The sequence below is a fragment of the Pseudarthrobacter sp. 1G09 genome, assembly GCF_050038305.1.
GTDB lineage: Bacteria > Actinomycetota > Actinomycetes > Actinomycetales > Micrococcaceae > Arthrobacter > Arthrobacter equi.
Window position 1 is genome coordinate 3565843 of sequence record NZ_CP188306.1, and the last position, 22558, is coordinate 3588400.

General features: G+C 66.7%; 20 protein-coding genes. 6 read left to right on the forward strand and 14 right to left on the reverse strand.

Annotated features, from left to right (window positions below; genetic code table 11):
- Positions 1 to 2 precede the first annotated feature (2 nt).
- Genes ACP3TD_RS16495 through ACP3TD_RS16505 form a run of 3 tightly spaced genes read right to left on the reverse strand, consistent with a single transcriptional unit; the run spans position 3 to position 3165 of the window.
- The gene (locus ACP3TD_RS16495; RefSeq protein ID WP_426764059.1) at positions 3 to 938 is read right to left on the reverse strand and encodes a carbohydrate ABC transporter permease; all 936 of its coding nucleotides are present in this window, start codon (positions 936 to 938) and stop codon (positions 3 to 5) included.
- Positions 939 to 941: 3 nt separating this feature from the next.
- Positions 942 to 1889, reverse strand: a complete 948-nt coding sequence (locus ACP3TD_RS16500; RefSeq protein WP_426764060.1) for a carbohydrate ABC transporter permease — start codon at positions 1887 to 1889, stop codon at positions 942 to 944.
- A 4-nt stretch (positions 1890 to 1893) separates the two neighbouring features.
- A complete protein-coding gene (locus ACP3TD_RS16505) occupies positions 1894 to 3165 on the reverse strand; it encodes an ABC transporter substrate-binding protein (RefSeq protein WP_426764061.1) in 1272 nt (423 codons plus the stop codon).
- Between the two features lie 228 nt (positions 3166 to 3393).
- On the opposite strand from ACP3TD_RS16505, the gene ACP3TD_RS16510 reads away from it, so the two are divergent.
- From ACP3TD_RS16510 to ACP3TD_RS16525, 4 genes are all read left to right on the forward strand, one after another.
- Positions 3394 to 3834, forward strand: a complete 441-nt coding sequence (locus ACP3TD_RS16510) for a VOC family protein (protein ID WP_426764062.1) — start codon at positions 3394 to 3396, stop codon at positions 3832 to 3834.
- 22 nt (positions 3835 to 3856) lie between these two features.
- On the forward strand, positions 3857 to 4810 hold the full coding sequence (locus ACP3TD_RS16515) for a 1,4-dihydroxy-2-naphthoyl-CoA synthase (protein ID WP_426764063.1): 954 nt from the start codon (positions 3857 to 3859) through the stop codon (positions 4808 to 4810).
- Positions 4811 to 4824: 14 nt separating this feature from the next.
- Entirely contained in the window at positions 4825 to 6015 is a 1191-nt protein-coding gene (locus ACP3TD_RS16520; protein WP_426764064.1) for an AMP-binding protein, read from the forward strand.
- Between the two features lie 75 nt (positions 6016 to 6090).
- Positions 6091 to 6972 carry a 1,4-dihydroxy-2-naphthoate polyprenyltransferase gene (locus ACP3TD_RS16525; RefSeq protein ID WP_426764065.1) on the forward strand — a complete coding sequence of 294 codons (882 nt, stop codon included), beginning with the start codon at positions 6091 to 6093 and terminating at the stop codon, positions 6970 to 6972.
- 48 nt (positions 6973 to 7020) lie between these two features.
- On the opposite strand, the gene ACP3TD_RS16530 is transcribed toward ACP3TD_RS16525, so the two are convergent.
- A complete protein-coding gene (locus ACP3TD_RS16530) occupies positions 7021 to 7335 on the reverse strand; it encodes a DUF4229 domain-containing protein (protein WP_426764066.1) in 315 nt (104 codons plus the stop codon).
- 62 nt (positions 7336 to 7397) lie between these two features.
- Between ACP3TD_RS16530 and ACP3TD_RS16535 the strand changes: the two genes are divergently transcribed.
- Together ACP3TD_RS16535 and ACP3TD_RS16540 are read left to right on the forward strand one after the other, a co-directional pair.
- Positions 7398 to 7787: a PLDc N-terminal domain-containing protein gene (locus ACP3TD_RS16535; RefSeq protein WP_426764067.1), complete on the forward strand. Its 390-nt coding sequence runs from the start codon at positions 7398 to 7400 to the stop codon at positions 7785 to 7787.
- A 5-nt stretch (positions 7788 to 7792) separates the two neighbouring features.
- Positions 7793 to 8410: a hypothetical protein gene (locus tag ACP3TD_RS16540; protein WP_426764068.1), complete on the forward strand. Its 618-nt coding sequence runs from the start codon at positions 7793 to 7795 to the stop codon at positions 8408 to 8410.
- Here ACP3TD_RS16540 and ACP3TD_RS16545 read toward each other — a convergent pair.
- From ACP3TD_RS16545 to ACP3TD_RS16590, 10 genes are all read right to left on the reverse strand, one after another.
- Positions 8407 to 9897, reverse strand: a complete 1491-nt coding sequence (locus ACP3TD_RS16545) for a dynamin family protein (RefSeq protein ID WP_426764069.1) — start codon at positions 9895 to 9897, stop codon at positions 8407 to 8409. The genes ACP3TD_RS16540 and ACP3TD_RS16545 overlap by 4 nt on opposite strands.
- The gene (locus tag ACP3TD_RS16550; protein ID WP_426764070.1) at positions 9894 to 11744 is read right to left on the reverse strand and encodes a dynamin family protein; all 1851 of its coding nucleotides are present in this window, start codon (positions 11742 to 11744) and stop codon (positions 9894 to 9896) included. The genes ACP3TD_RS16545 and ACP3TD_RS16550 overlap by 4 nt, the downstream gene beginning before the upstream one ends.
- A 136-nt stretch (positions 11745 to 11880) precedes the next feature.
- Positions 11881 to 13044, reverse strand: coding sequence for an IniB N-terminal domain-containing protein (locus ACP3TD_RS16555; protein ID WP_426764071.1), 1164 nt, complete (start codon positions 13042 to 13044; stop codon positions 11881 to 11883).
- Positions 13045 to 13207: 163 nt separating this feature from the next.
- Positions 13208 to 15226 carry a LuxR C-terminal-related transcriptional regulator gene (locus ACP3TD_RS16560; protein ID WP_426764072.1) on the reverse strand — a complete coding sequence of 673 codons (2019 nt, stop codon included), beginning with the start codon at positions 15224 to 15226 and terminating at the stop codon, positions 13208 to 13210.
- Positions 15227 to 15296: 70 nt separating this feature from the next.
- Positions 15297 to 17351: an Hsp70 family protein gene (locus tag ACP3TD_RS16565; RefSeq protein ID WP_426764073.1), complete on the reverse strand. Its 2055-nt coding sequence runs from the start codon at positions 17349 to 17351 to the stop codon at positions 15297 to 15299.
- Between the two features lie 201 nt (positions 17352 to 17552).
- Positions 17553 to 18635 (reverse strand): c-type cytochrome biogenesis protein CcsB, encoded by a 1083-nt coding sequence (ccsB, locus tag ACP3TD_RS16570; RefSeq protein ID WP_426764074.1) that lies wholly within the window; start codon positions 18633 to 18635, stop codon positions 17553 to 17555.
- A complete protein-coding gene (gene resB / locus ACP3TD_RS16575; RefSeq protein ID WP_426764075.1) occupies positions 18635 to 20401 on the reverse strand; it encodes a cytochrome c biogenesis protein ResB in 1767 nt (588 codons plus the stop codon). Before resB ends, ccsB begins: the two co-directional genes overlap by 1 nt.
- Positions 20401 to 21156 (reverse strand): cytochrome c biogenesis CcdA family protein, encoded by a 756-nt coding sequence (locus tag ACP3TD_RS16580; protein WP_426764076.1) that lies wholly within the window; start codon positions 21154 to 21156, stop codon positions 20401 to 20403. Before ACP3TD_RS16580 ends, resB begins: the two co-directional genes overlap by 1 nt.
- Before the next feature lie 15 nt (positions 21157 to 21171).
- Positions 21172 to 21750, reverse strand: a complete 579-nt coding sequence (locus ACP3TD_RS16585) for a TlpA family protein disulfide reductase (protein ID WP_426767279.1) — start codon at positions 21748 to 21750, stop codon at positions 21172 to 21174.
- A 36-nt stretch (positions 21751 to 21786) separates the two neighbouring features.
- On the reverse strand, positions 21787 to 22467 hold the full coding sequence (locus ACP3TD_RS16590; protein ID WP_426764077.1) for a histidine phosphatase family protein: 681 nt from the start codon (positions 22465 to 22467) through the stop codon (positions 21787 to 21789).
- Positions 22468 to 22558: the final 91 nt, after the last annotated feature.

Genomic DNA, 22558 nt, shown 5'->3' on the forward strand with positions numbered 1-22558 from the left:
CCCTAGTCCTTCAGTCCGGCGCTGACATCGGCGTTGAGCACGTACTTCTGGAACACGAAGAACACGAACACCAGCGGCAGGAGGGAAATCACCGAGGCACCCAGCAGCACCGGCCAGTCGATGTTTTCCGCGCCCACGATGCTGCGCAGCGCCACCTGCAGCGTGTACCACTTGGGGTCGTTGAGCACGATCAGCGGCCAGATGTAATCGTTCCAGCGCCACTGGAAGGAGAAGATGGCCAGCGTGAACAGGATGGGCTTGGACAGCGGGAGCATGATCCGGAAAAAGATGGCCAGCTCGCTGGCGCCGTCGATCCTGGCGGAGTGCAGCAGGTCGTCCGGGACGGTCAGGAAGAACTGCCGGAACATGAAGACGCCGGTGGCCGTCAGCACGGAGGGCACGATGATGCCGGCCAGCGAGTTGTAGAGCCCCAGGTCCCGGATGACCGAGAACGTGGGATTCAGGATGACCTCGGTGGGCAGCATGGTGGTGGCAAGGATGCACACGAAGAACAGCCGGGTGCCCTTGTTGTTGTACTTGGCTAGGGCGTATCCGGTGCAGGCGCTGAAGAAGACCGTGAGGACAGTGGTGACGATGGAAACCGTCGCCGTGTTCAGGAAGTACTGGGCGAAGTCCACCCGCTCCCAGGCGTCCACGAAACCCTGGAAGGTCCATTCGCGCGGAATCATGGACAGCGGGTAGCTGAAGAGTTCGCTGCCGGGCTTGAAGGAGCTGAGCAGGAACCAGAGCAGCGGGAACGCGTAGATCGCGGCGATCAGCCACGTCACCACGGTGAGCGGGACGGATGCCTTGGCGCGGGCCTCCCGGTTTCCCCGCGGCTTCCTCTTCGGGGAAGTGGGCGGCGAAGCGGGGGTCTTTGCCGCCCCGATGGCCGCTTCCTCGGCGACGGCGGGAGGCAGGTTGGCAGCTGTTGCCATGGGTCAGCCCTTCTTCCGGTTGAACCGCAGCTGGATCAGCGCGATGGCCAGCAGGACCAGCATCAGCACCATGGAGGCGGCGCTGGCGTAGCCTACCTTGGACTGCTCGAAACCGGTCTTGTAGATGTACTGCACAATCAGGGTGTTCTCCGTGCCGGGCCCGCCGTTGGTAAGTGCCTGGATCATCGCGAACTCCTTCATCGCATGGATGGTGGAGAGCAGGATGACCATGAACGACGTCGGCGCGATGCCCGGGAGCGTGACGTGCAGGAAGCGCTGCCACGCGTTCGCCCCGTCCAGCTCTGCCGCCTCCAGCAGTGCCTCGGGAATGTTCTTCAGCGCGGCGATGAAGAGGAGCATGTTGAACGCCGTACCGCCCCAGGCCGAGGCGAAGATGACCACCGCGAGCGCCAGGTTGCCGTTGCTGGACCACGGGACGGGGCTTCCGCCCAGCAGGGAGATGACAAAGTTGACGAAGCCAAAGTCCTGGCCGAACAGCCACTTCCAGATCACGCCCACCACGATGGGCGAGATCAGCCAGGGCAGGAAGATCACCATCTTCGCCGCCGTACGGCCGCGGACGGCCTTGCTGACCAGCAGGGAGGCCACCCCCAGCGAGCACACGTACACCAGCGGCACGGAAAGGACCGTGTAGGCGAACGTCCTGCCCAGCGCCGCGTAGAACGTGCTGTCCGCGAGGAGCTTCTGGAAATTGGCCAGGCCGATAAAGTGGAGCTTGCCCACTCCGCGGTAGTCGGTGAACGAGTACAGCATCCCCAGGGCGCCCGGCCAGACGAAGAAGACCAGGAAGAGCACCACGTTCACGCCCACCAGGACCAGCGGGGCGATGACGTAGCGGTTGCGGCGCTTCTGCTGCGACTTGCTCCGGACCGCCCCCGTGGGGGGCTTCCCGGGAGCCGCGGTAGTAGTACTGACTGTTGGGTTGGCCACTGGCTTAGGCGCCGTTGTAGAGCTTCACGATGTTGTCCACCGTGGTTTTGGCATCCTGGCTGCCGGAGAGCATCTTCACGGTCTCTTCGCGCAGCGGGTCCCCGGAGAACGGGGTTTCGGCGTATGCCTCTGCCACCACGCGCTTGATGGCGTTATCGCCCTTGGCGTCGTTCTCGGCGATCTGCTTCTGGTACAGCTCAAAGGACGGCTGCTGGAACTGGTACTCCACCTTGAGGTCCTTGGCCGGCAGGTAGCCGCCCAGCTGAGCGAACTCGGTGTAGTTGGCGTCCTCGTAGAACCAGTCGATGAACTTCTTGGCTTCCTCGTCCGCGCCGGTGTCCTTGAAGGCCACCATGAAGCCGCCGCCGAGGTTGGTGGCGTTGACTTCCTTCTTGGGCAGCGGCACCGAGAGCCACTCGAAGTCCTTGATGTTCTTGTTGAAGTCGGCCACCTGCCAGCTGCCGGAATAGTACGCGGCCACCTGGCCGCTCTTGAACATGGCGTTGCCGTCCTCGCCGCTGAGCCAGACGGACTTGGGCATGGTCTTGTCGTCGTTGATCTTCTGGAAGTACTCCAGGGTTTCCACGGCCTTGCTGTCGCCGGCGTACTTGCCGTTCTCCTTGGCGAAGGCGGTGCTGCCGAACTCGTACATCATGGCGCGGAGGCGGTGCCCGGAGCGGTCCATGACAAAGCCGTACTTGGCGCCGGCCTTTTCCCGGACCTCGTTGACGGCGGCAATGAACTCGTCCCAGGTCCAGGTGCCCTCGATGGCGGTGGGGTATTTGACGCCGGCCTTATCAAACAGGCTCTTGTTGACGAACAGACCCACTGCCGTGAGGTCCGAGGGGATGGCGGGGATGATGCCGTCCGGGGATTCCTGCAGGTACTTTTCGTCAATGCCATGGGATTTGGCGATGTCCGAGAGGTCCTGCAGCTGGTTGGCCCACAGCGGGTCGAGGCCCGTGACGCGGGCCAGGGCCGGCAAATCGTTGGCGGTGGCCGCGTTCTTGAGCTTGGTGGTGATGTCCGCGGTGGGCACGTCCACCACCTCGATGGTGATTCCCGTGGCTTCCTTGTACTTCTTGGCCGCCGCCGCGAAAGCGCCGCCCTGGTTGGTGTCACCGGAGAGGACCAGCTGGAGCGTCTTGGACCCGGAGTCCGAGGAGCCGCCCCCGCCGCCGCAGGCAGTCAGGCCGGCAGCAAGTGCTGACAGTCCGAATGCGGTCAGGCCGAACTGGCGGCGGGTGATGCTTGAGATTCTTGTCTTCTCTGACAATGGTCTGTCCTGTCTCTCAGTGCTACTGGCCTTGTAGCAAGGCCTTTGCCGATGGTGAAAGCTAAGCCCATTCCGGCAGCCCTGCCGGTAAGGAAAAGCCTTTCCGGACCCAACTGTGACCTATGTCATGACATATTGTCAAGAGCACTTTTCAGCGTTGTAGATCCTTCTCCATCGTGGGAAAGCGTGCCCCTACCGCTCGGGAGCATGCGCCTTTACCGTTGTGGGATGGGATTGAATATCCAGATTGTCATCGACTGCCGCAGGCCGCACCAGCTCGCGGACTGGTGGGCCGAAACCCTCGAATGGTCGGTGGAGCCGCAGGATGCCGGGTTCATCCGCTCCATGATCGAACAGGGCTTCGCCACCGAGGACCAGACCACCACCCATCACGGGAACCTGGTGTGGAAGGACGGGGCCGCCATCCGCCCGTCCGATGAAATCGAGTCCAGGGCGCCCAGCCGCCGCCTCCTGTTCCAGACCGGCGAGGAGGAAAAGGTGGTCAAGAACCGTGTGCACTGGGACGTCAACCTCGCCGGACGGGACAAGGACGACGTCCGGAGCCAGCTGGAAGCCCGGGGCGCCACGTTCCTGTGGACGGCGCGTCAGGGACCACACTCCTGGCACACCATGGCGGACCCTGAGGGGAACGAGTTCTGCATCAGCTAAGCACGATTACTAGACTTGGACGGTGAGCAACCAAATTCCCGCCCCGGTGTCCGATGTCTTCGATCCCACCCGCTGGCGGGTGGTAGCCGGTTTCGAGGACTTCCAGGACATGACCTACCACCGCCAGGTAGAGCGGGACGCCGACGGCGGCTGGGTGCGTGACCTGCCCACCGTCCGGATTGCCTTCAACCGTCCCGAGGTACGCAACGCCTTCCGCCCCGGCACCGTGGACGAGCTCTACCGTTCACTGGACCACGCCCGGATGACCCCGGATGTGGCCACCGTCCTCCTCACCGGCAACGGCCCCTCCCCCAAGGACGGCGGCCACTCGTTCTGCTCCGGCGGGGACCAGCGGATCCGCGGCCGGGACGGCTACAGGTATGCCGACGGCGAGACGCAGGAAACCATCGACCCCGCCCGCGCCGGCCGGCTGCACATCCTGGAAGTCCAGCGGCTCATGCGCACCATGCCCAAGGTGGTCATCGCGGTGGTCAACGGCTGGGCGGCCGGTGGCGGGCACTCGCTGCATGTGGTGGCAGACCTGACCATCGCCTCCCGGCAGCACGGCAAGTTCAAGCAGACCGACGCCACGGTGGGCAGCTTCGACGCCGGCTACGGCTCGGCACTGCTGGCCCGGCAGATCGGACAGAAGGCGGCTCGTGAGATCTTCTTCCTGGCACGCGAATATTCCGCAGAGGACATGGTCCGGATGGGCGCCGTCAACGAGGCCGTGGACCACGAGCGCCTCGAGGACGTGGCCCTGGAGTACGCCGCGGACATTGCACGGCAGTCACCGCAGGCCATCCGGATGCTCAAGTTTGCCTTCAACCTGGCCGATGACGGCCTGGCGGGCCAGCAGGTCTTCGCCGGCGAAGCCACCCGGTTGGCCTACATGACCGACGAGGCGGTGGAGGGCAAGGAAGCCTTCCTGCAAAAACGGGAGCCCGACTGGTCCGGCTTCCCGCACTACTTCTAAGGCAGGAGCGGTACATGAACAGCACCTCCCCCAGCACCAGCCACCTCAACATCGAGCCCGCGCTCAAGGCCCTGGCCGCCGCGCTCCACGGCGAGGGTCCCGCCGTCGATCCTTCCATTGGTGCCGACGGCGCCCTCGTGGTGGGCCACATCGAAACCCCGGGCTGCGACGACGCGGTGGCAGTGGTCCGTACCTCCGGTTCCACCGGTGCGCCCAAGGCCACGGTCCTGACCGTGGAGTCCCTGGCGGCCTCGTCGATGGCCACGGCACTGGCGCTCAAGGGCGAAGGCCAATGGCTGCTGGCCCTCCCCGTGCAGTACGTCGCCGGCATCCAGGTCCTGGTGCGCTCACTCTTCGCCGGCACCCGGCCGTGGGTGATGGACATGTCCGGCGGTTTCACGCCCGAGGCCTTCACCGCCGCCGCCCTCGAGCTCACGGACAAGATCCGGTACACGTCCCTGGTCCCCACCCAACTGCAGCGGCTCCTGGACGATCCTTCCCCTGACACGCTCGCAGTGCTCCGCCGCTTCAACGCCATCCTGCTGGGCGGAGCCCCCACCCCGCCCGCGCTGCTCGATGCTGCCCGGGAAGCCGGTGTCCGCGTAGTCACCACCTACGGCTCGGCGGAAAGCTCCGGAGGCTGCGTCTACGACGGCTACCCGCTGGAAGGCGTGTCCGTCCGGGTGGCCCCGGACGGCCGTATCCACCTGGGCGGCGACACCATTGCCGCCGGCTACATCGAGGCCCCGGACGAGGAAACCGGCACCTTCTTCGAAGAGGACGGCGTCCGCTGGTACCGCACCAGCGATATCGGCAGGATTGACGACGACGGCCGCCTCACCGTGCTGGGACGCGCCGACGACATGATCATCACCGGCGGCATGAAGGTTTCCGCCGCGGACGTCCAGGAAAAGCTGGAAAAGTCCGACGGCGTTGCGGCGGCTTTCGTGGCAGGCGTTCCGTCCGGGGAATGGGGCCAGGCCGTGGCCGCCTACGTGGCACTCGCCCCGGAAGGCGCCACGGGCGACGACAACGCGGGTCCTGCCGCCGACGTCGACGGTCTCCGGGCCTCCTGGCACCGGGAGCTGGGCTTTGCTGCGCCGAAAACCGTCCTCACCGCGCCTGCCCTGAAGATGCTGCCGAACGGGAAACCGGACCGGTTGGCCATGACCGCCGAACTCAGCGCCCTGCACCAGGGAAAGTAGAGTGGACCTGCACTACTGCGGCGCATGCCTGCCTGGCATCCTGCCGCTTACACAAAACAACATGAGGTACTGACCGTGGCAACAGCCGCCCAATGGATCCAAGGCGCACGCCTGAGGACGCTTCCCGCCGCGATTGCGCCGGTGCTCATCGGCTCCGCCGCCGCCTACGCAATGGATTCATTCCTTCTGCCCAACGCCATCCTGGCAGCGCTGGTGGCCCTCCTGCTCCAGGTAGGCGTGAACTTCGCCAACGACTACTCGGACGGCATCCGCGGAACAGACGACGACCGCGTGGGTCCGCTGCGCCTGGTGGGCTCCGGAGCCGCCAAGCCGGAGCACGTCAAGCGGGCTGCGTTCGCAACCTTCGCCGGCGCCATGGTGTTCGGGCTGGCACTGGTGATCATCACCCAAAGCTGGTGGCTCATCCTGGTGGGCCTCGGCTGCGTGATGGCCGCCTGGGGCTACACCGGCGGCAAGAACCCCTACGGCTACATGGGCCTGGGCGACGTCTTCGTGTTCGTTTTCTTCGGCCTGGTGGCCACCCTGGGAACCACCTACACCCAGGCCGGGCAGGTCAGCCTGCCAGCCGTCATCGGCGCCATCGGTACCGGGCTGATCGCCACCGCCCTGCTCATGGCCAACAACGTCCGCGACATCCCCACGGACATGCAGGCAGGAAAGAAGACCCTCGCGGTGCGGCTGGGAGACAAGCACGCCCGCGAAAGCTACGTGCTGATGCTTGCCGTCGCCATCCTGCTGGTGGTCATCCTGGCTCCGGGGCGGCCGTGGATGCTGATTGTCCTGCTGCTGATCCCGGCCTGCCTGATGCCGGCCTGGCTGATGATCAATGGCCGCAAGCGCAAGAGCCTGATCCCGGTGCTCAAGCAAACCGGGTTGATCAACCTTGGCTACAGCGTCCTGTTCTCACTGGGACTGGTGCTCAGCCACGGCTTCTGAGCCGCCTTCTACCGGCCACGGATAAACCGCCGTGGCCGGCGGGCCGGGTCAATTGCGGGGCTTGGGGTTCCTGGCGTCATTGCTGATGGCAACGTCCGGGTTGGCGTCCAGCAGGGCGTCCTCGGCGTTGGCATCCTGGACCTCGCCCGCGGAGCGCAGCGGCTTGGCCTTGCCGGAGAAACGGTGGTGCAGGTTTGCCGTTGCAGCGTCCCGCTGCTTCTGGAAGAACAGGTAGCTCACGGCGAACGCGATCACTCCGGCGAAGACCACCGACATCAGGGCGCCCAGCTGCAGGAGCATGAAAACGACGAACAACGGCACGAAGAGCGCCAGGCGGATCAGGGAATATTTCAAAAAGGCCACATTCAAGTTTAGCCGCCTCCCGCCCGCAACCCCCTGCGCCTGCGGACGATAGACTTAGTGGCATGCTTCTCCGTGTGGCTTTGGCCGTGGCAGTCCTCGTCATCTTTGTGTATGGCCTCGTGGACGTGATCCGTACCGATGGCCGTCTCACCCGCGGAATTTCCAAACCCGCCTGGATCGTGGTCATGATCATCCTGCCGGTGCTGGGCGCGATTCTTTGGCTTCTCATTGGCCGTCCCCGTGACGCAGCACCGCAGCAGCAGGGTTACCGCCACCCCACCGCCCCGGACGACGATCCGGAGTTCCTCCGCAATCTCGAGGTCCGCCGCCGCAACGAGGCAGAAGCCGCGCGGCTGAAGAAGCTCAAGGACGATCTCGAGGCCAAGGCCAAGGACGCCGACGGTAACAAGGGCAAGCACGAAAACGACCACGATACCGACGGACTGAAGTAGGGCCCATGGCTTACGACCCTGACGGAGAAGAACGGCTGCGCACCACGCCCACCGGAACAGCCCCGCCGTCAGGGCCAGACGCCCACCCTTCGCCCCCGCCCCGGCCGGGCCTGTCCTACGCGGCCCCGGCGCCCATCGCCGTCGTCCCTCCCGTCCCCGGTACCGTGCGGCTTGCCCGGACGCTGTGGCTCCTCAGTTTCGTAGCGGGACTGGCCGTCCTGGTGGGCTCATTCCTCAGCCGCGACGGGCATCTTGAGCGCCTGCGCACGGTGGTGGACGGGATGGCCCCCGGCGGAGATGCGGACGCCGTCAGCACCGCCAGCGGCATCGTGTTCTGGGGCAGCGTGGGGGCACTGCTGCTGGTGATGCTCCTCGAGGCCGCACTCCTCGGCGCAACCCTGGCGCGGCACGGCTGGGCACGCTGGGCGCTGGTCCCGCTGCTGGCGGTGCATGCCGTGGTGACGCTGCTCGCCACGGCGTTCCTGATGCCGGAAGGCGAGAGCGCCAACTACGTCGTGGTGCTCTGGGGAGCCCAACTGCTCCTGGCACTGGTGGGACTGATCCTGTTGTTCCTCCCGGCCACCAGCGCCTGGCTCAAGAGCCGCCGCACAGTCCGCGGTTAGGCGGTGCGCTGCCGCTGAAGGGCGGATGACTCCGCCAGTACGCCCTCGCAGCTGCGGATCACCACACGGCAGGCCTCGATGGCCGAGCGTTCCGTGAGCGGATTCTCGGCAAGGGCCCGCCACCGCAGCAGGCACCGCCGGGCTTCGTCGGAAAGCTCATCCGGCGTGGCGGCAGCCTCGAGGCCCAGCCTCACGTAGGTGGCGGCACCCAGCCCGCCGACGAGGCGTTCCGCGTCAGCGGCAAGATCGGGTTTCAGTGAGACACCCGTGGTGCGCAGCGTTGCCAGCAGCCGCAGTTCGCGGAATTCATGGGCATTGGCCTGCAGCCGCTCAAGGGAGCCGGCGAGTTCCTCCGTTCCTTCGCGCGGACTGGACCGCAGGAGCGCCTCGACCCCCACCAGAGCCGTACGCGCCTTGAGGGCCCCGGCCCGGGCCTGGAACTGCCGCTCCAGCAGTTCCAGCAACGGATCCAGCCCGCTGCGCCGGGCAAGTTCGTGGGCCAGCGGGGTGGGTTCATTGAAGCCGTTGCGGATAAGGACCACGGCCAGCCGGATGCCGAACAGTCCGAACCTGGCAAGCAGTGAAGCGCGGGCCTCTGGGGTCAGCCGTTCGGGTTCGGAGCCGCGGAGGAACCGGTCCGCCGAGAGCATCATCTTTTCCCGGGCCGCACGGTCAAGCCCCGCCAGCAGCTGAAGCGAGGCGAAGTCCTGTTGCCGGAGGCTGCGGGCGGTCTGGGCGAGCAGGCCCGCCACCGGGACCACCCCGAGCGCGAGTTTCCGGAGGTTGTGGTCGCGCCGGTACCGTTCGGCGATGTCGCCGGCGGAGAGCAGCGAGTCAATGCGGCCCGCGCCCACCTCATCGGCCCGGGACAGCACGGCCAGGGCGTTGACGGTACCGGACCTTCCCGATTCTGTGTCCTTGAACGATTCCAGGAACCGCAGGTCCGAAGCGTGCATATGCCGCATAAGGTATACGATTGCGTCCGCCTGCGACGGTGCGTCCGCCGGAGTGAGGAATCCGGTGGCGAGGGCTGAAACATCTTCGGACAGCGACGCGATGCCGGGGGTATCGATCAGCGTCATGGTCCGCAGCGTGGGCGAGGGCCACTCGACCTCCAGCCGCTCGGCGTCTTCGGCCCGGACGTCACCCAGGACGAACACCAACCGCCCGTCCACGCGCTTCAGCGGCAGCGGCCTCGGCTCGCCGTCGCGCGGGTGGAGCATGATGCGGGGTGTGCGGCCGTACCGGTACCAGGTGACGATCCGGGTGCATTCACCGGTGTCCGTGGGCGCGATTTCCTCGCCGATGACGGCGTTCAGGAGCGTTGATTTGCCGGCTTTGACCATGCCGGCGATGGCAATGCGGAGGGGCTCTGCCAGCCGCTGCCCGTACCCCTCCAGCAGGGCCACTGCAGCGGGGTCGTCAGCGTAGACGTCCAGGGCGTCCCGGACCAGGCCCGCGGCCCCGGCAACGGTATCTGCAGTCATCCGGCCGCCGCCGGCGCCAGGGGCCGGGACGCGGCCACTTCAGCCGCCACCGCGGCCGCTGCCGCGTGCAGGGCGTCCACTTTCTTGAGTTCTGCCTTGATGTCCCTGATCCGCACGTCCTTTTGCAGGGTGAACGTGGTGGCTGCCTTCTGGGCCACGGCCACGGAGTCGGACAGCGACCTGTGGTGTTCCTCGGCGATTTCGGTGAAATGGTCCCGGATGGACCGCTGCACCAGCCGCAGGCGGTCCTTGAGCTGCTTGCCCACCTGGAACGTGACGTCATCGATTTGGCGCCGGACCAGGGCCTTAGCCTCGCCCTGCCGCCGCTTAAGCCGGGCTTCCCGGTCCTCCCGGTAGGCCTTGCGTCCCAGCAGCAGGCCGGCGCCCACGGACAGCGGGTTGATTAGCGCCATGCCGAAGATCCCGGTCAGCAGGCCGAACATCAGCACGCCGCCATAGGAACCGCGCATGCCGATCAGGACTTTCTGCATGGGGTTGATGCGGCCCGGGTCCAGCGCCGGCATCTCCTCCACGGGGTCCAGGGCGTCGCCGGAGTCCGAAACCCGCAGCGCCGGGATCCTTACCTCGTCGGCGGCAAAGTGCTCGGCCACCTGCGATGCCAGCCAGTGGGCCCGCTCGCTGGTCCACACGAAGGTGTCCGAGATGGCTGCGGCGGAGCATTCCTCCAGCCACTTGGAGAACTCGTTCCATGTGGGCCCGGGGTCACCCTGGTCAATGGCTGCCTCGGCTTCCCGCTGGATCCGGCGGAGCCTGTCGCGGAGGTCGTACTCCATGTCCGCGATGAGATCGCTGATGCCGTCGCTGAGCGTGATCTGCCAGCGGGCCGAACGCTTCCGGAGATCATCCGCTTCGGTCTTGGCCAGTTCCAGGCCGGCGATCATCCGGGGCGTGCCGGCGGGATTCTCAAGGGCATCGAGTTCGGACTGCAGGGACAGGCGCAGGTTTTCGGTGACCGAGAGCAGATCCTGGCTGACGTGCCGGCGCTGGAGCCGCTCCGATTTGCCCACGATTTCATTGCGCAGGTGCCGGACCAGTGCCGGGAACCCGGACTCACTGTTCAGCTCGGCGTCCTGCAGCCGGCTGGCCTCGAGCCGGAGGTCCGAGGACACCGGGAAGAGCGGGATGTCAGGTGCAACGGCGTCCAGGCGGGACCGGTCCATGTCCGCCACACGCCGCCACTCCGGATAAAGGTCCGTCTTGGACAGGACACCCACCACGCTGGGAGTGATCCGCATTGCCTGGCGGAGGAAGCGAAGCTCGGGTTCGGTGTATTCCTGGGAGGCGTCGGAAACCAGCACCATGGCATCGGCCGTCGGCAGCGCCGTGAGGGTGGTAAGGGTGTGGGAAGATCCCATGCCGCCCACACCCGGTGAGTCGATGACCGTCAGCCCGCCGGTGAGGATCTTCCGCGGCAGGTACACCTCGGCTGCCACCAGTTTCTTGCTGTTGCCGGGATTGCCCTGCTCGGAAACGTAGGCGGCGATGTCCTCAATGGGGATGGGCTGGCGTTCAACGCTTCCCTCCTCACCGCCGTCGGAATCTGCCTTGGGAACAAGGATGGCTGCCGAGGCCGGTTCGCCGTGGCGGACCACTGTGGGCACCGAGGTGGCAATGTCGTCGTCCACCGGGCAGACCGGCGCGTTCACCAGGGCGTTGATCAGCTTGCTCTTGCCCTGCTTGAACTCCCCCACCACAATGACGCGGACACTCGGGTCCCGCAGCCGTCCCGCGGCCTGCTCCAGGCGCTTGCGGAGGTCGGCGCGGTCTGCCGTCCGGGCCAACTGGAGGCCGTGCTCCACCAGCTTGATCAGCTGTCCCGCTGTCATGGGTGTTGGTTTTGCCGGTCCTGCTTCTGCCACAGTGTGTCCTTTGCGTCGGGCTCCGGGTTGGAATGCGGGCTAAGCCGGGGATAGCCCGGCAGGAGGGTTTCCCCTCCTGCCGGGCTTTCTGCCCGGACCGGGATCAGAGGATCACGGTGTTGTCCTCTACCTCGATGTCGGTGTTGATCTCGGAGTTGTCCTGGAAGGAGTCCTCCACCTGCAGCGAGTTGTCCTGGAAGGAATCCTCAACCTCCACCGAGTTGTCCTGGAAGGAGTCCTCGATCTCGACGTCGGTGTTGATGGAGTTGTCCGAGTTGTCGGTGGTGCTGGTCGAGTTGTCGGAGTTGTCCGTGGTGTTGGCGACGTTGTCCAGGGCGACGTCGATATCCGTGTTGGTGGAGTTGTCCGAGTTGTCCTGGAAGGAGTCCTCGATGTCCACGTCCGTGTTGATGGAGTTGTCCGAATTGTCGGTGCTGGTGGTGTTCCCCACGTTGTCCAGGTCCACGTCAATGTCGGTGGAGTTATCCGAGTTGTCCGAGTTGTCGTTGTACGAGCCGTTGGTGGAGTTGTCCGAGTTATCGGAATTATCGGAGTTGTCGTTGAACGAGTCGTCCACGTCAAGGTCCACGTCGGTGTTGAAGGAGTCGTCGATGTCCGTCTCTTCGTTGCCGATGTTGACGTCGCCGCCGGCACGGATGGAGTTATCGGTGGAGTTGTCCGTCGAGTTGTCCGAGTTGTCGTTGTAGGAGTCCTCGATGTTGTTGGAGTCGTCGACGTCGGCGTCGTCACCGGCAGCGATGGAGCGGTCGCCGGAGGCGATCACGGAATCGTTGTCGAACCACTGCTTGACGTCGCCGTCGGCCCAGATGTTCTGGTTCACGGACTGGTCAACGATGTTGTCCCGGTCATCCACCGTGGAGGTGTAGGAGTAGTTGTTCACGATGTGGTGCAGCTGCTGGATCGCGTGCCCATGGTCATCGTGGTCGTGGTCGTGGTCGTGGTCGTGGTGTCCGCCGTTACCGCCGCCGGCCGGAGGCGGGGTCACTGCGCCGGCGCCGCCACCGTTCTGGCCGGTGTCGGCGCGGTTGCCGCCGGTGTTGTACTCGCGGTCGAAGCTGGAAGCGTTGACCGTGATGGGGGCGTAGTCCAGCACTACGGGCATTGCGGCATCCACGTCGGCGGAGCACACGCCGCCCAGGCCGTGGTCTTCCAGGACGCGCTCCGGATCATCCAGGAAGTCCTGGGCCGCCTGGCGGTCGCCGAAGAGGCTCATCAGGAACTGGACGAGATCATTTGCGAGTGTCATTTCGTGGTCCTCAATCTTCTCTGTATTGCGGATCACCGGGCATCGTTGCCGGGTTGGAACCAACGTACGGGCCCCGTACCGGCCCGGGCATCGGGCCGGTTCCCCCTACCGGCCGTTGCCCCGCCGGGGAACAGCGCCACCGTCCGTTAGGGGCATTAGGGGTTTACTCCCGCGGGGGATTTTCGGCGGCCAGGGCGAGCCGCAGCCGGGCCAGGAGGTCCGAACGGTTCTCCGCCCCCAGCCGGCGCCGCATCCTGGCAATGTGGTGCTCGGCCGTGCGGGGGGAAATATAGATGGCCTCGCCGATTTCGCGGTAGGTCTTGCCCTCGAGGACCAGCCGTGCCACCTCCTTTTCCCGCTCGCTCAGGCCCGAGCCGTCCGGGTGCATGCCGTTGCCGGTCTCCGCCGTGGCCGTTGCCCGCGGTTCGCCCGTTCCGGAGCTCCCGTTGCCGGTTGCGTTTCCCTGCGGGTGGAGGTCCCTGGCACAGGACAGCAGGCGCACCATGTCCTTGCGTTCACCAGCCCGCGCGGCCGCGTGTCCGGCGAGCCGGGCACCCTCCCAGGGCATGCCCATCCGGCCCAGTCCCCGTGCCGCCGCTTCCACATCGGCGGGCTGAAAATTACCGGCAAGGACGGAAACCCAGGCTTTGCCGGCACCGGCCAGCACGGCGGCAAGGTGGCTGTTCTTAGCCGCCCGGGCCAGGGCCGTGGCATGCGGCGCCAGTGCGGCCGGGTTTTCGCTGAGGAGTGCGGCCTGTACTGCGGCCCAGTGGAACGGCACGGCCCACAGCGGCGGGCTTCCCAGCCGTTCGAGCAACTGGTTGGCCTCCTCGAAGTAGTGGGCGATCCGCCTCGTCTCCCGGAGCCGGGCAGCGGTGATCACCAGTTCACCCCACGGCAGCAGGCTGTAGAGATCAACCGAGATGTGCAGCATCGCCTCACGGGCCCGTTCCCACGCCAGCACCAGCTCGGCGATTTCGCCGTTGCGCCTGGCCAGCCCCACTTCCAGGGCGGCGCGCAAAAACTCATCGCGTGGAACGAGTGGCCAATGGTTCGCCTTGGACGCTTCGTTGATGGAGAGCCGTGCGTCCTCGAGTTTGTCCTGCTGCATGGCAGACCACGCCTGGAGCAGGAAAAGCCTCGGTTTTGCCGCGTTACCGCCTTGGCCCGCAGCGGCGGCTGCCCGGCACACGGTCTCTGCCAGGTAGGGTTCCCCGCTGTGGAGCGCCAGGAGTGCGGCGAGGGCGGCGGGAGTGTCCGGGAGCGGCAGCGCAGAGCCGGCCGCGTTCAGCATGTCTGAGGCGTGAATCAGGATGGGAAGGGCCTGCTGAGGATCCTCGGCGAGGGATTCCAGGATTCCCTTGCCCGTTCCGGCCAGCGCGGCCGCCAGCAACGTGGGCGATTCCGGTGGCGCCTCGGCCCGGAACAATGCGTCCGCTCCGGAACGGTTGCCGCAACCCACCATTGCGACGGCGGCAAGAGGCGCCGAGGACCCCAGCCTGGAAGCACCCAGCCAGCTGTAGGCGTCGGCACTCCGCGCCAGCATTCCCCTGTGCGCCCAGACTGCTGCGGCCACGTCCACCCCACGGCGCACATCAGGTGGATCGACGCTCACCAGGAGGGTGTCGATGATCCGGGTGGCCGAGTCCAGGTCACCGTTGGCGGCAGCCGCCTGGGCACGGCGCGCAGCGGTGCCGGTTTCATCCGCCCCGGCCACCAGGGCTTCCTCGTAAAGGCTGCACGCCAGGGCCGGATCGTGTTCGAGGGCCTTGTCCGCGGTATGTTCAAGTTCCGCGGCCACGCGCTGGTCCGCCAGCCCGCCGCGGGCAAGCTCCCGGGCGAAGTCGCCCATCGGTTGGCCGTCCGCGGCGTAGAGGGTGACCAGCTCACGCTGAAGTGCGTGGACCTTGGACGTGGGCGCTGCCGTGAGCAAGGCGTTGCGGGCCGGCCCCACGACTGTTCCGTCCGTGAGCAGTCCTGCCTGCTCCGCCTGTCCGATCAGCACGTCAAGGCTTTCCACCTCGCCGGCGTCGATTCTGCGCTCCAGGTCCGCAGGCAGCGGCCCAGGAAGGACGAACCCCACTGCCAAGGCAAGGAGCAGTTCCCGGACAGCGGCGTTCTCACCTTTGAGCTGTAGGGCCATGGCCTCGGCCGCGTCGGGCGGGGGTTCGCTGTGGTTCATTCCTGAATGGTTGAACCGGGAGCCCAGGAGTTCTGCCGCATCCTGGGGCCGCGGCTGGAAGCTGGCCATCCTAGGCCGCCGGTTCCGTGGTGGGAGCGTCAGAGCCGGCTGCCGGAACTGGTGTGGGGTCCGGGACCGGTGCGGGGTCCGGAGCTGGTGTGGGGTCCGGCGCCGGAGCGCTGCTGGGTTCCGGTGTTTCGGGCACCGGCGCATTCGTCGTCGGGTCCGGAACCGGCGGATTCGTGGTGGGGTCCGGAACCGGCGGATTCGTGGTGGGATCCGGAGCCGGCGGGGTGGTGCTTGGGTCAGGCACGGGCACCACGGTGGCGGGGTCAGTGGGAACAGGTGCCGGCGTACCCGGGGCCGGATCCACCGTCCCCGCTCCGGTGGTGGGCGTCACGGCAGGAACGGACCCGGTCCCGGAGCCGGTATCGCCTCCGGTGGTCCCGGGTACGGTGCCTGATCCCGGAGCCGGAGCCGGTCCGCCCGCGGCGGGAGCAGGTGAGCCGTCCGCAGCCTTGGTAGCCGCTGCGGAGGGTTTGCTGGTTGGCGAGGCCTCGACGTTCAGCCCGGGACCGGCGTCTGACGTCTTTTTCTGCACGCCGGCGTCAATGCCTGCCAGCGGTTGGGCGTCACCGGCTGTGCCGGCGGCCGCGGCACCGCCGCCTCCGGTCAACGATCCGGTCCCGCCCGCCTGGGCCGGTGGACCGCTGTCGGCGCCGGCTTGGGGAACGAACACCGAGGTGAGGTCGCTGAGGCCGCCCGGGCTCTGGGCAGCGGTGGCGGACAGCACGGTAAACAGGGCGGCCGCAGCTGCGATGGCGGTGAGCCGCACCGTCGGCTTCGGCGCGTGCGCCCCGCCGTGGCTGTGGCCCGGGCCGTGACCCAGCGCTGCAAAGGCGCCGGCCGCCGTCGTACCCTTCCGGGACCAGCTGGCCAGCCGCGCGGGAACGTGTCCGCCGGTGTCCAGCGGCTCTTCGCCGGACGCCGCCGCCGGCAGCTGCGGGGCCTCTGAAACAGGAGCCGCGGCACGCTCGTCGGCTGCACGGGAAAGCACGGCGGATACCGCCGCGCCGAGGCAGATGGACGACTTGGGATCGGCGTCCACGGCGATGGGGCGGTCCAGTTGCTCGGAGATCAGCTCCGCCACGAGGGGTATCCGTGATGATCCGCCGATCAGCAGGACGGCAGTCAGGTCCGCCGGCGCCAGCTTGAGCTGCGCGAGCGATTCCTCCAGCGCATCCACTGTTTCCCGGACGGGTTCCTCGATCAGGGCTTCGAACTCGGACCGGACCAGGCGTACCTGTTGCTGGTAGCCCGGCAGCAGCACCGGGATGGTGGTCTCGCTGTCCGATGACAGTGCTTCCTTGGCCTCCACGCATTCGCGCCGCAGCCTGGACAGGGCGGCCAGGACATCCGGGTCCGCGGGGTCCAGGTCTGCCAGGGCTCCCCCGGTGTGTTCGGCGACGTAGCGGAACACGGCGGCGTCGAAGTCCGCGCCGCCGAGGTCGTCAATGCCCTCCGGACGCCCCACCGCTTCAAACCGGTCATCGCCCGCCTTCGTCAGCACGGCGGTATCGAACGTGCCGCCGCCGAGGTCGTAGACGGCGATGGTGCTGCCTTCCTCAACCCGCACCTGGGACGCGTAGTGCAGTGCCGCGGCTTCCGGTTCGGTCAGGAGCGTCACGTCATGCAGGCCCGTGGCCGCCAGTGCTTCCCGGACCGCGGAGGTGCGGTGGCTGCCCCACGCTGCGGGGTGGGTGAGGATGATGTCCGACGGCGCTGCCCCCTCGCGCTCGGCCGCCCGGTCCGCCACCCAGCGGGCTACGGTGGCGAAGACTTCTTCAGGGCGGACGGACAGGGTGCCAAGGGAAAGGGGCACGGCATCGCCGATGCGGCGCTTGAACTCCCGCACAACGCGTTCCGGGGTGGCGAGCCCGCGGCGTTCTGCGGCCTCCCCCACCAGGACGGGACCCTGCTCGGGGTAGTAGACCACGGAGGGCACTGCGGTGCCCCGAAGGCCCAGCGGCAGGCACTCCGGAACGGGTGGAACTCCCTGGTTGAAACGGACAACCGCGGCTGCGGTGAAACTGGTCCCGACGTCTACGGCGAGAACGTAGGTCATTGCTACCTCGGACAACTGGTGTTTCGCCAGCAAGCTTCATCACAGGCGAACGTCACCAACGTAGCATCACCAACAGGACCCGGAACAGCCCTGTTGGTACATCGAATGGTTATTTACCGGGGATGCCCCCGGAGTTTTAGCAGTGACCCGACCAAAAGCCCTGTTCAGGGCCGTAGGAGCCCGCCGTGGCCTGTCCGGGTGTCAGAGGCCCGAGTAGGAGTGCAGGCCGTTGAAGAACTGGTTCACGATGGTGAAGTTGAAGACCACGCACAGGTAGCCCACGATCGACAGCCACGCCGCGCGGGTTCCGGTCCAGCCCCTGGTGGCGCGGGCGTGCAGGTAGCCGGCGTACACCACCCAGATAACGAAGGTCCAGACTTCCTTGGTGTCCCAGCCCCAGAACCGGCCCCACGCCTTCTCGGCCCAGATGGCACCGAACATGAGCGTGAAGGTCCAGCCGATGAAGGCGATGGCGTTGATCCGGTAGGACAGGTTTTCCAGGCTCAGGGCTGAAGGGACCAGGCGCATGAAGCCCAGCTTGTCCTCACCGCCGGCGGCCACGGTCTTCTGCCGGTGCGACTGGACCAGCTGCAGCGCGGACATGGCGAAGGTGAGGGTGAACAGGGCCGAGGACAGCACGGCGATGGAGACGTGGATGATCAGCCAGTAGCTCTGCAGTGCAGGGACCAGGTGGCCCACCGGGGTCCAGTACGCCACGGACGCGGCCACCAGCATGATGATGGCCAGGCCCACCACGAAGGTACCCAGGAACCGGAGGTCGCGGCGGATCAGGACCAGCAGGAACACGGCAATGGCCACGAAAGCGCCCGTGGTGAGGAACTCGTACATGTTGCCCCACGGCACGCGGCCGGCTCCGAGTGCCCGGGTGACCACGCCGGCGCCATGAATCACGGCGCCCAGGACGGTGAGGGCCACCGCAACGCGGGCAGGGGCGCGCCGCGCGGCGGAGTATTTCATGTCGGCGCCGGCGGTGATGATGCCGCCGCCCGTCGGGGTGCCTGAGGCCGCGGACGACGACGGACGCTCGGCCCGGCCGGCCGGCCCGCCGACGCTGGACTCGGCACGGTTGCCCGCACCCACTGCGGCGGGAACCTTCGCCGGTTCCACGGCCTGTGCGGCCTTGAGGTCGATGGCCTGGAGGGCCCGGCTGCTCTTGGACAGGTCCCAGGCGAAGGCTATGAAGGCTACGGTGTACGTGCCCGCCGCCAGCAGCATGAAGAGCTCGCTGTACTGGCCCATGGTTTCGTTGATTCCAAACGGCATTACTGGTCCTTTTCGGGCCCTGCGGGGCTTGCTGGGGTGGGGGTGCCTGCGCCATTATCGCCGAGGCTGCTGGGAGTTTGCTGGGACTGCGTGGAATCTTCCTGCCGGTCGCCGTCCTGCTGCGGATCGGCCGCGAGGCCCCATTCCTGGGCCAGCAGGGTGCGTATCGCGGCAGCTTCCCCGGCCAGGCGGTGGTCCTCGCCGCGGGCCAGGAGGCCGTACTCCACCATGGTCCGGCCGTCGTCATGCGTGCCGGTGCGTACCCAGGCGCGGCGGCGGTTGACGTACAGGGAGAGGATCAGGCCGGCCACCGCCAGGAGCGCGAAGATCAGGGCGTAAAGCTGGCCGGGGTTGTGGTGGATGTCCACGCCGACGTACCGCTTGACGCCGTCGAAGCTGATGGAGCCCTTGCCGTCCGGCAGCGTGTAGGTGGAGCCGGGTGACAGGGTGATGCCGCCGGCGTCGAGGTTGCGGGCGTTCAGCGGCGTGAGGTCCTTGACGTCGATCTCGAAGACGTTCTGCGGCGAGCCGGTATCCAGTCCAAGGTCGCCGTAGTAGGAGTTCAGGGACAGCTGCGGGTTGAAGAGATCGGGATCGCCGCTGAAGGACACGCCCTGCTCCGTAACGAAGGCCGTCGGCAGAAAGAAGCCCTGGAACCCCAGCTGGTCCGGCTTGGCGTCGGGGACCTTGATGACCACCGATGAGTAGTAGTTGTCACCCTGCAGCTTGGCCACCACCGGGCCCTGCATGGCCACGTTGCCGTCGCCGTCGCGGATGGTCACCACCGGGGCGTAGCCGTTGCCGGTCAGGTAGATGCTGGTGCCGCCCAGGGTGATGGGGTCGTTGACCTTCAGCGTCTCCTTCTTGGCGGGCGCGTCAGGGTTTTCCTTGGTGGTGACAGCTGCCGAGAAGTCGATGGGCTGGCCGAACTTACCCTGCGATTCGCGGTCAAAAGTGATGTCGAACTTGTCCAGCTGCACTGAGTAGGGCTGCAGTTGGCTGGACTGGAAGTTGGTGCCCGGCGTGAACTGGTCATAGCCCACCAGGGTGTTCACGAAGGTGTCGCCCTCCACCAGGATCCGCTGGCCGCTGTAGCCAAACAGGCCGCCGATGGCCACGGACACCAGGACCCCAATCAGGGAAGTGTGGAAAATCAGGTTTCCCACTTCTTTGGAGAGCCCGCGTTCTGCGCCCAAAGACGGCCGCGCGCCGTCGTCGTCCCTCACCTCAACGCGGTAGCCGCGCTTCCTCAGCAGCCCGGCGGCGCCGTGGATGGCGTCCGACGCCGGGATCCCGGCGTCGGCGGGAATGACCAGCGTGCCGTACTCGGGGAGGCGGGAGAGCCGCTTGGGCGTCCGGGGCGGCTGGGAGCGCATGGCCTTGTAGTGGGCGATGGCGCGGGGCACCACGCAGCCGATCAGGGAGATAAACAGCAGCAGGTAGATGGCGGAGAACCATACCGAGGAGTAGACGTCGTAGAGCTGCAGGCTGTCCAGCAACTTGCCGTAGTCAGGGTGGTCCTTGATGTACTGCGTGACCACAGAGGGGTTGGCCGGGCGCTGCGGAAACAGCGATCCCGGAACCGCGGCCACGGCCAGGAGCAGCAGCAGGAACAGCGCTGTGCGCATGCTGGTCAGCTGGGTCCAGGCGAACCGCAGCATCTCCTTGGGGCCGAGCGCGGGCAGCGCGGCGTCGGCCTTTGCCGCTGACACCTTGTCCGCATCCGGGGCGGGGGACTTCTTCTTTACGTTCACACGCTCGCTCATCAGATCGGCAACTTCACGTCGGTTTGGAACCAGTACTGCAGCTCGGTCACCCAGGTCCCCCAGACGCCGGTGGCCATCAGCACACCCAGCACCACCAGGATGCCTCCGCCCGTCCGCTGGATGGCGAGCCGGTGCTTGCGGAAAAATGCCATGACACCCATGCCGCGGCGCACAGCAAGCGCGATCAGCAGGAACGGGATGCCCAGGCCAAGGCTATAGACGAACGCCAGGAAGGCGCCCTTCGCTGCTGACGAGCCGCCGGAAAGGCTCAGCAGCTGGACAGCGGAGTAGGTGGGTCCGATGCACGGTGCCCAGCCCAGGCCGAAGGTCAGGCCCAGCAGCGGCGCCCCCCACAGGCCGGCGGGCGGCTTGGCGTGGATCTTGGCGTCACGCTGCAGCCAGCCCAGGCCACCCATGAACACCACTCCCATGATGATGACCAGCACGCCGAGCACCTGGGTGATCCAGGCATTCTGGGAGCCGGTAATCAGGGTGCCCAATTGTCCGAAGGCCCCGCCCAGCAGGACGAAGATCACGGAGAAACCCAGAACGAACAGTCCGATGCCCACGAACATCCGGCCCCGCCGCTGCTTCTGCAGGTCCACGCCGCTGAGCCCGGTGACGTAGCCCAGGTAACCCGGAACCAGGGGAAGTACGCAGGGAGAGAGGAAAGAGACCAGGCCGGCCAGCAGCGCCACGGGGATGGCGAGCAGGATGGATCCGTTCAGGATGGTTTCGGCGAAGGGGCTGTTCACGGGACCGCGCCGCCGCTACTCAGCCACGGCGGCGGTGATCAGGGCTTTCAGGGTGCCCTTCTGGATTTCGCCCAGGACGCGGGAAGCCACGCGGCCCTGCTTGTCCAGGACCAGGGTGGTGGGTACCGCGCCGGGAGGAACCAGCCCCGAGACGGACAGCAGCACGCCGCCGTCCTTGTCGTCGAAGCTGGGGTAGGTGAGGTTGAACGTCTTGTCGAACGCTTCCGCGGTTGCCTTCTCGTCGCGGAGGTTGACGCCGTAGAACTGCACGCCCTGGTCCTTGAACTCCTGGTGGAGCTCCTCGAGGATGGGGGCTTCCACCCGGCACGGGGCGCACGCGGCGAACCAGAAGTTCAGGATGGTCACCTTGCCCTGGAAGTCCGCCGGGGTCACAGCAGTGCCGTTGAAGAGGGTGCCGTTGACCTGGATGGCGTCCTTTCGGTCCGCGGCGGCGAACTCGGTGACGGAGCCGTCGCCGGCCACGTAGTTCTTGTTGTCGCCGGCCCTGGCCTGCTTTGCCAGGGCGTCTTCCTGGGCGCAGCCCGAAAGGCCCATGGTGAGCGCAGTCAGGGCGAGGCCACCGGCAGCCAGCACGCTGCGGCGGGAGGTCAGGTTGTTGTGGGTCACTGCTTAGGCTCCAGGGGTGCTGGCGGCACCGGGAAGAAGGGACGCCGCCGGTTCGCTGTACTGGACGCGCAGGAGGCTGCCGTCGTCGTCGAACACCAGGGACGTGATGGAGGTGAGGGTGCATTCGCGTTTCCGCGGGTCATGCCAGAGCGGCTTGCCTTCCGCGCTGAGGCGGGTGGCCCAGATGGGCAGCTGGTGGCTGACCATGATGGCTTCGGGGCCGTTGGTGCCGTAGTCGCCGCCGGCAAAGTCGATGGCGCGCAGGCGTGCGTCCTGGACCGCTTCCATGACGCGGGCTGCCTGCTGCTTGTACGGCTCGCCCCAGGACGGCCGCAGCGGGTTGACCAGCCGCGGCCAGTGCTTCGGCCGGCGCAGTTCGGCCTTGGTGACCTTCATGCCCTCGAAGTAGTTTTCGGCTTCGATGATGCGTGCGTCGGTGTGGATCTGCAGGCGCAACGCTTCTGCCGTAGGGGCCGCCGTTTCCTGGGCCCGGTCCAGCGGAGAGGCAGCAAGATAGGTGATCCTGGCACCGGCTTCCATCTGTTCCCGGAAGTGCCCGGCAAGCATCCGGGCCATCTCCCGCCCCAGTTCGGAGAGGTGGAATTCGGGCAGCCGTCCGTACAGAACGCCGTCGGGATTATGGACCTCGCCGTGGCGGAGCAGATGGACAGTGGCTTGGGGCATGTTTACCAGTTTCTCAAAGATGGCCTGCGATCCGAAATCTTCTACAAAGAGTAGAACTGAAGTTTTTGAAGAAATGTTCCGAAGGCGGGAA

Excerpts from the sequence above, each read along its gene's own strand:
- ACP3TD_RS16495 (WP_426764059.1), bottom strand. The coding sequence starts at position 938 with ATGGCAACAGCTGCCAACCTGCCTCCCGCCGTCGCCGAGGAAGCGGCC.
- ACP3TD_RS16510 (WP_426764062.1), top strand. The coding sequence starts at position 3,394 with ATGGGATTGAATATCCAGATTGTCATCGACTGCCGCAGGCCGCACCAG.
- ACP3TD_RS16520 (WP_426764064.1), top strand. The coding sequence starts at position 4,825 with ATGAACAGCACCTCCCCCAGCACCAGCCACCTCAACATCGAGCCCGCG.
- ACP3TD_RS16535 (WP_426764067.1), top strand. The coding sequence starts at position 7,398 with ATGCTTCTCCGTGTGGCTTTGGCCGTGGCAGTCCTCGTCATCTTTGTG.
- ACP3TD_RS16540 (WP_426764068.1), top strand. The coding sequence starts at position 7,793 with ATGGCTTACGACCCTGACGGAGAAGAACGGCTGCGCACCACGCCCACC.
- ACP3TD_RS16545 (WP_426764069.1), bottom strand. The coding sequence starts at position 9,897 with ATGACTGCAGATACCGTTGCCGGGGCCGCGGGCCTGGTCCGGGACGCC.
- ACP3TD_RS16550 (WP_426764070.1), bottom strand. The coding sequence starts at position 11,744 with ATGACAGCGGGACAGCTGATCAAGCTGGTGGAGCACGGCCTCCAGTTG.
- ACP3TD_RS16555 (WP_426764071.1), bottom strand. The coding sequence starts at position 13,044 with ATGACACTCGCAAATGATCTCGTCCAGTTCCTGATGAGCCTCTTCGGC.
- ACP3TD_RS16560 (WP_426764072.1), bottom strand. The coding sequence starts at position 15,226 with ATGAACCACAGCGAACCCCCGCCCGACGCGGCCGAGGCCATGGCCCTA.
- ACP3TD_RS16565 (WP_426764073.1), bottom strand. The coding sequence starts at position 17,351 with ATGACCTACGTTCTCGCCGTAGACGTCGGGACCAGTTTCACCGCAGCC.
- ccsB (WP_426764074.1), bottom strand. The coding sequence starts at position 18,635 with ATGCCGTTTGGAATCAACGAAACCATGGGCCAGTACAGCGAGCTCTTC.
- resB (WP_426764075.1), bottom strand. The coding sequence starts at position 20,401 with ATGAGCGAGCGTGTGAACGTAAAGAAGAAGTCCCCCGCCCCGGATGCG.
- ACP3TD_RS16590 (WP_426764077.1), bottom strand. The coding sequence starts at position 22,467 with ATGCCCCAAGCCACTGTCCATCTGCTCCGCCACGGCGAGGTCCATAAT.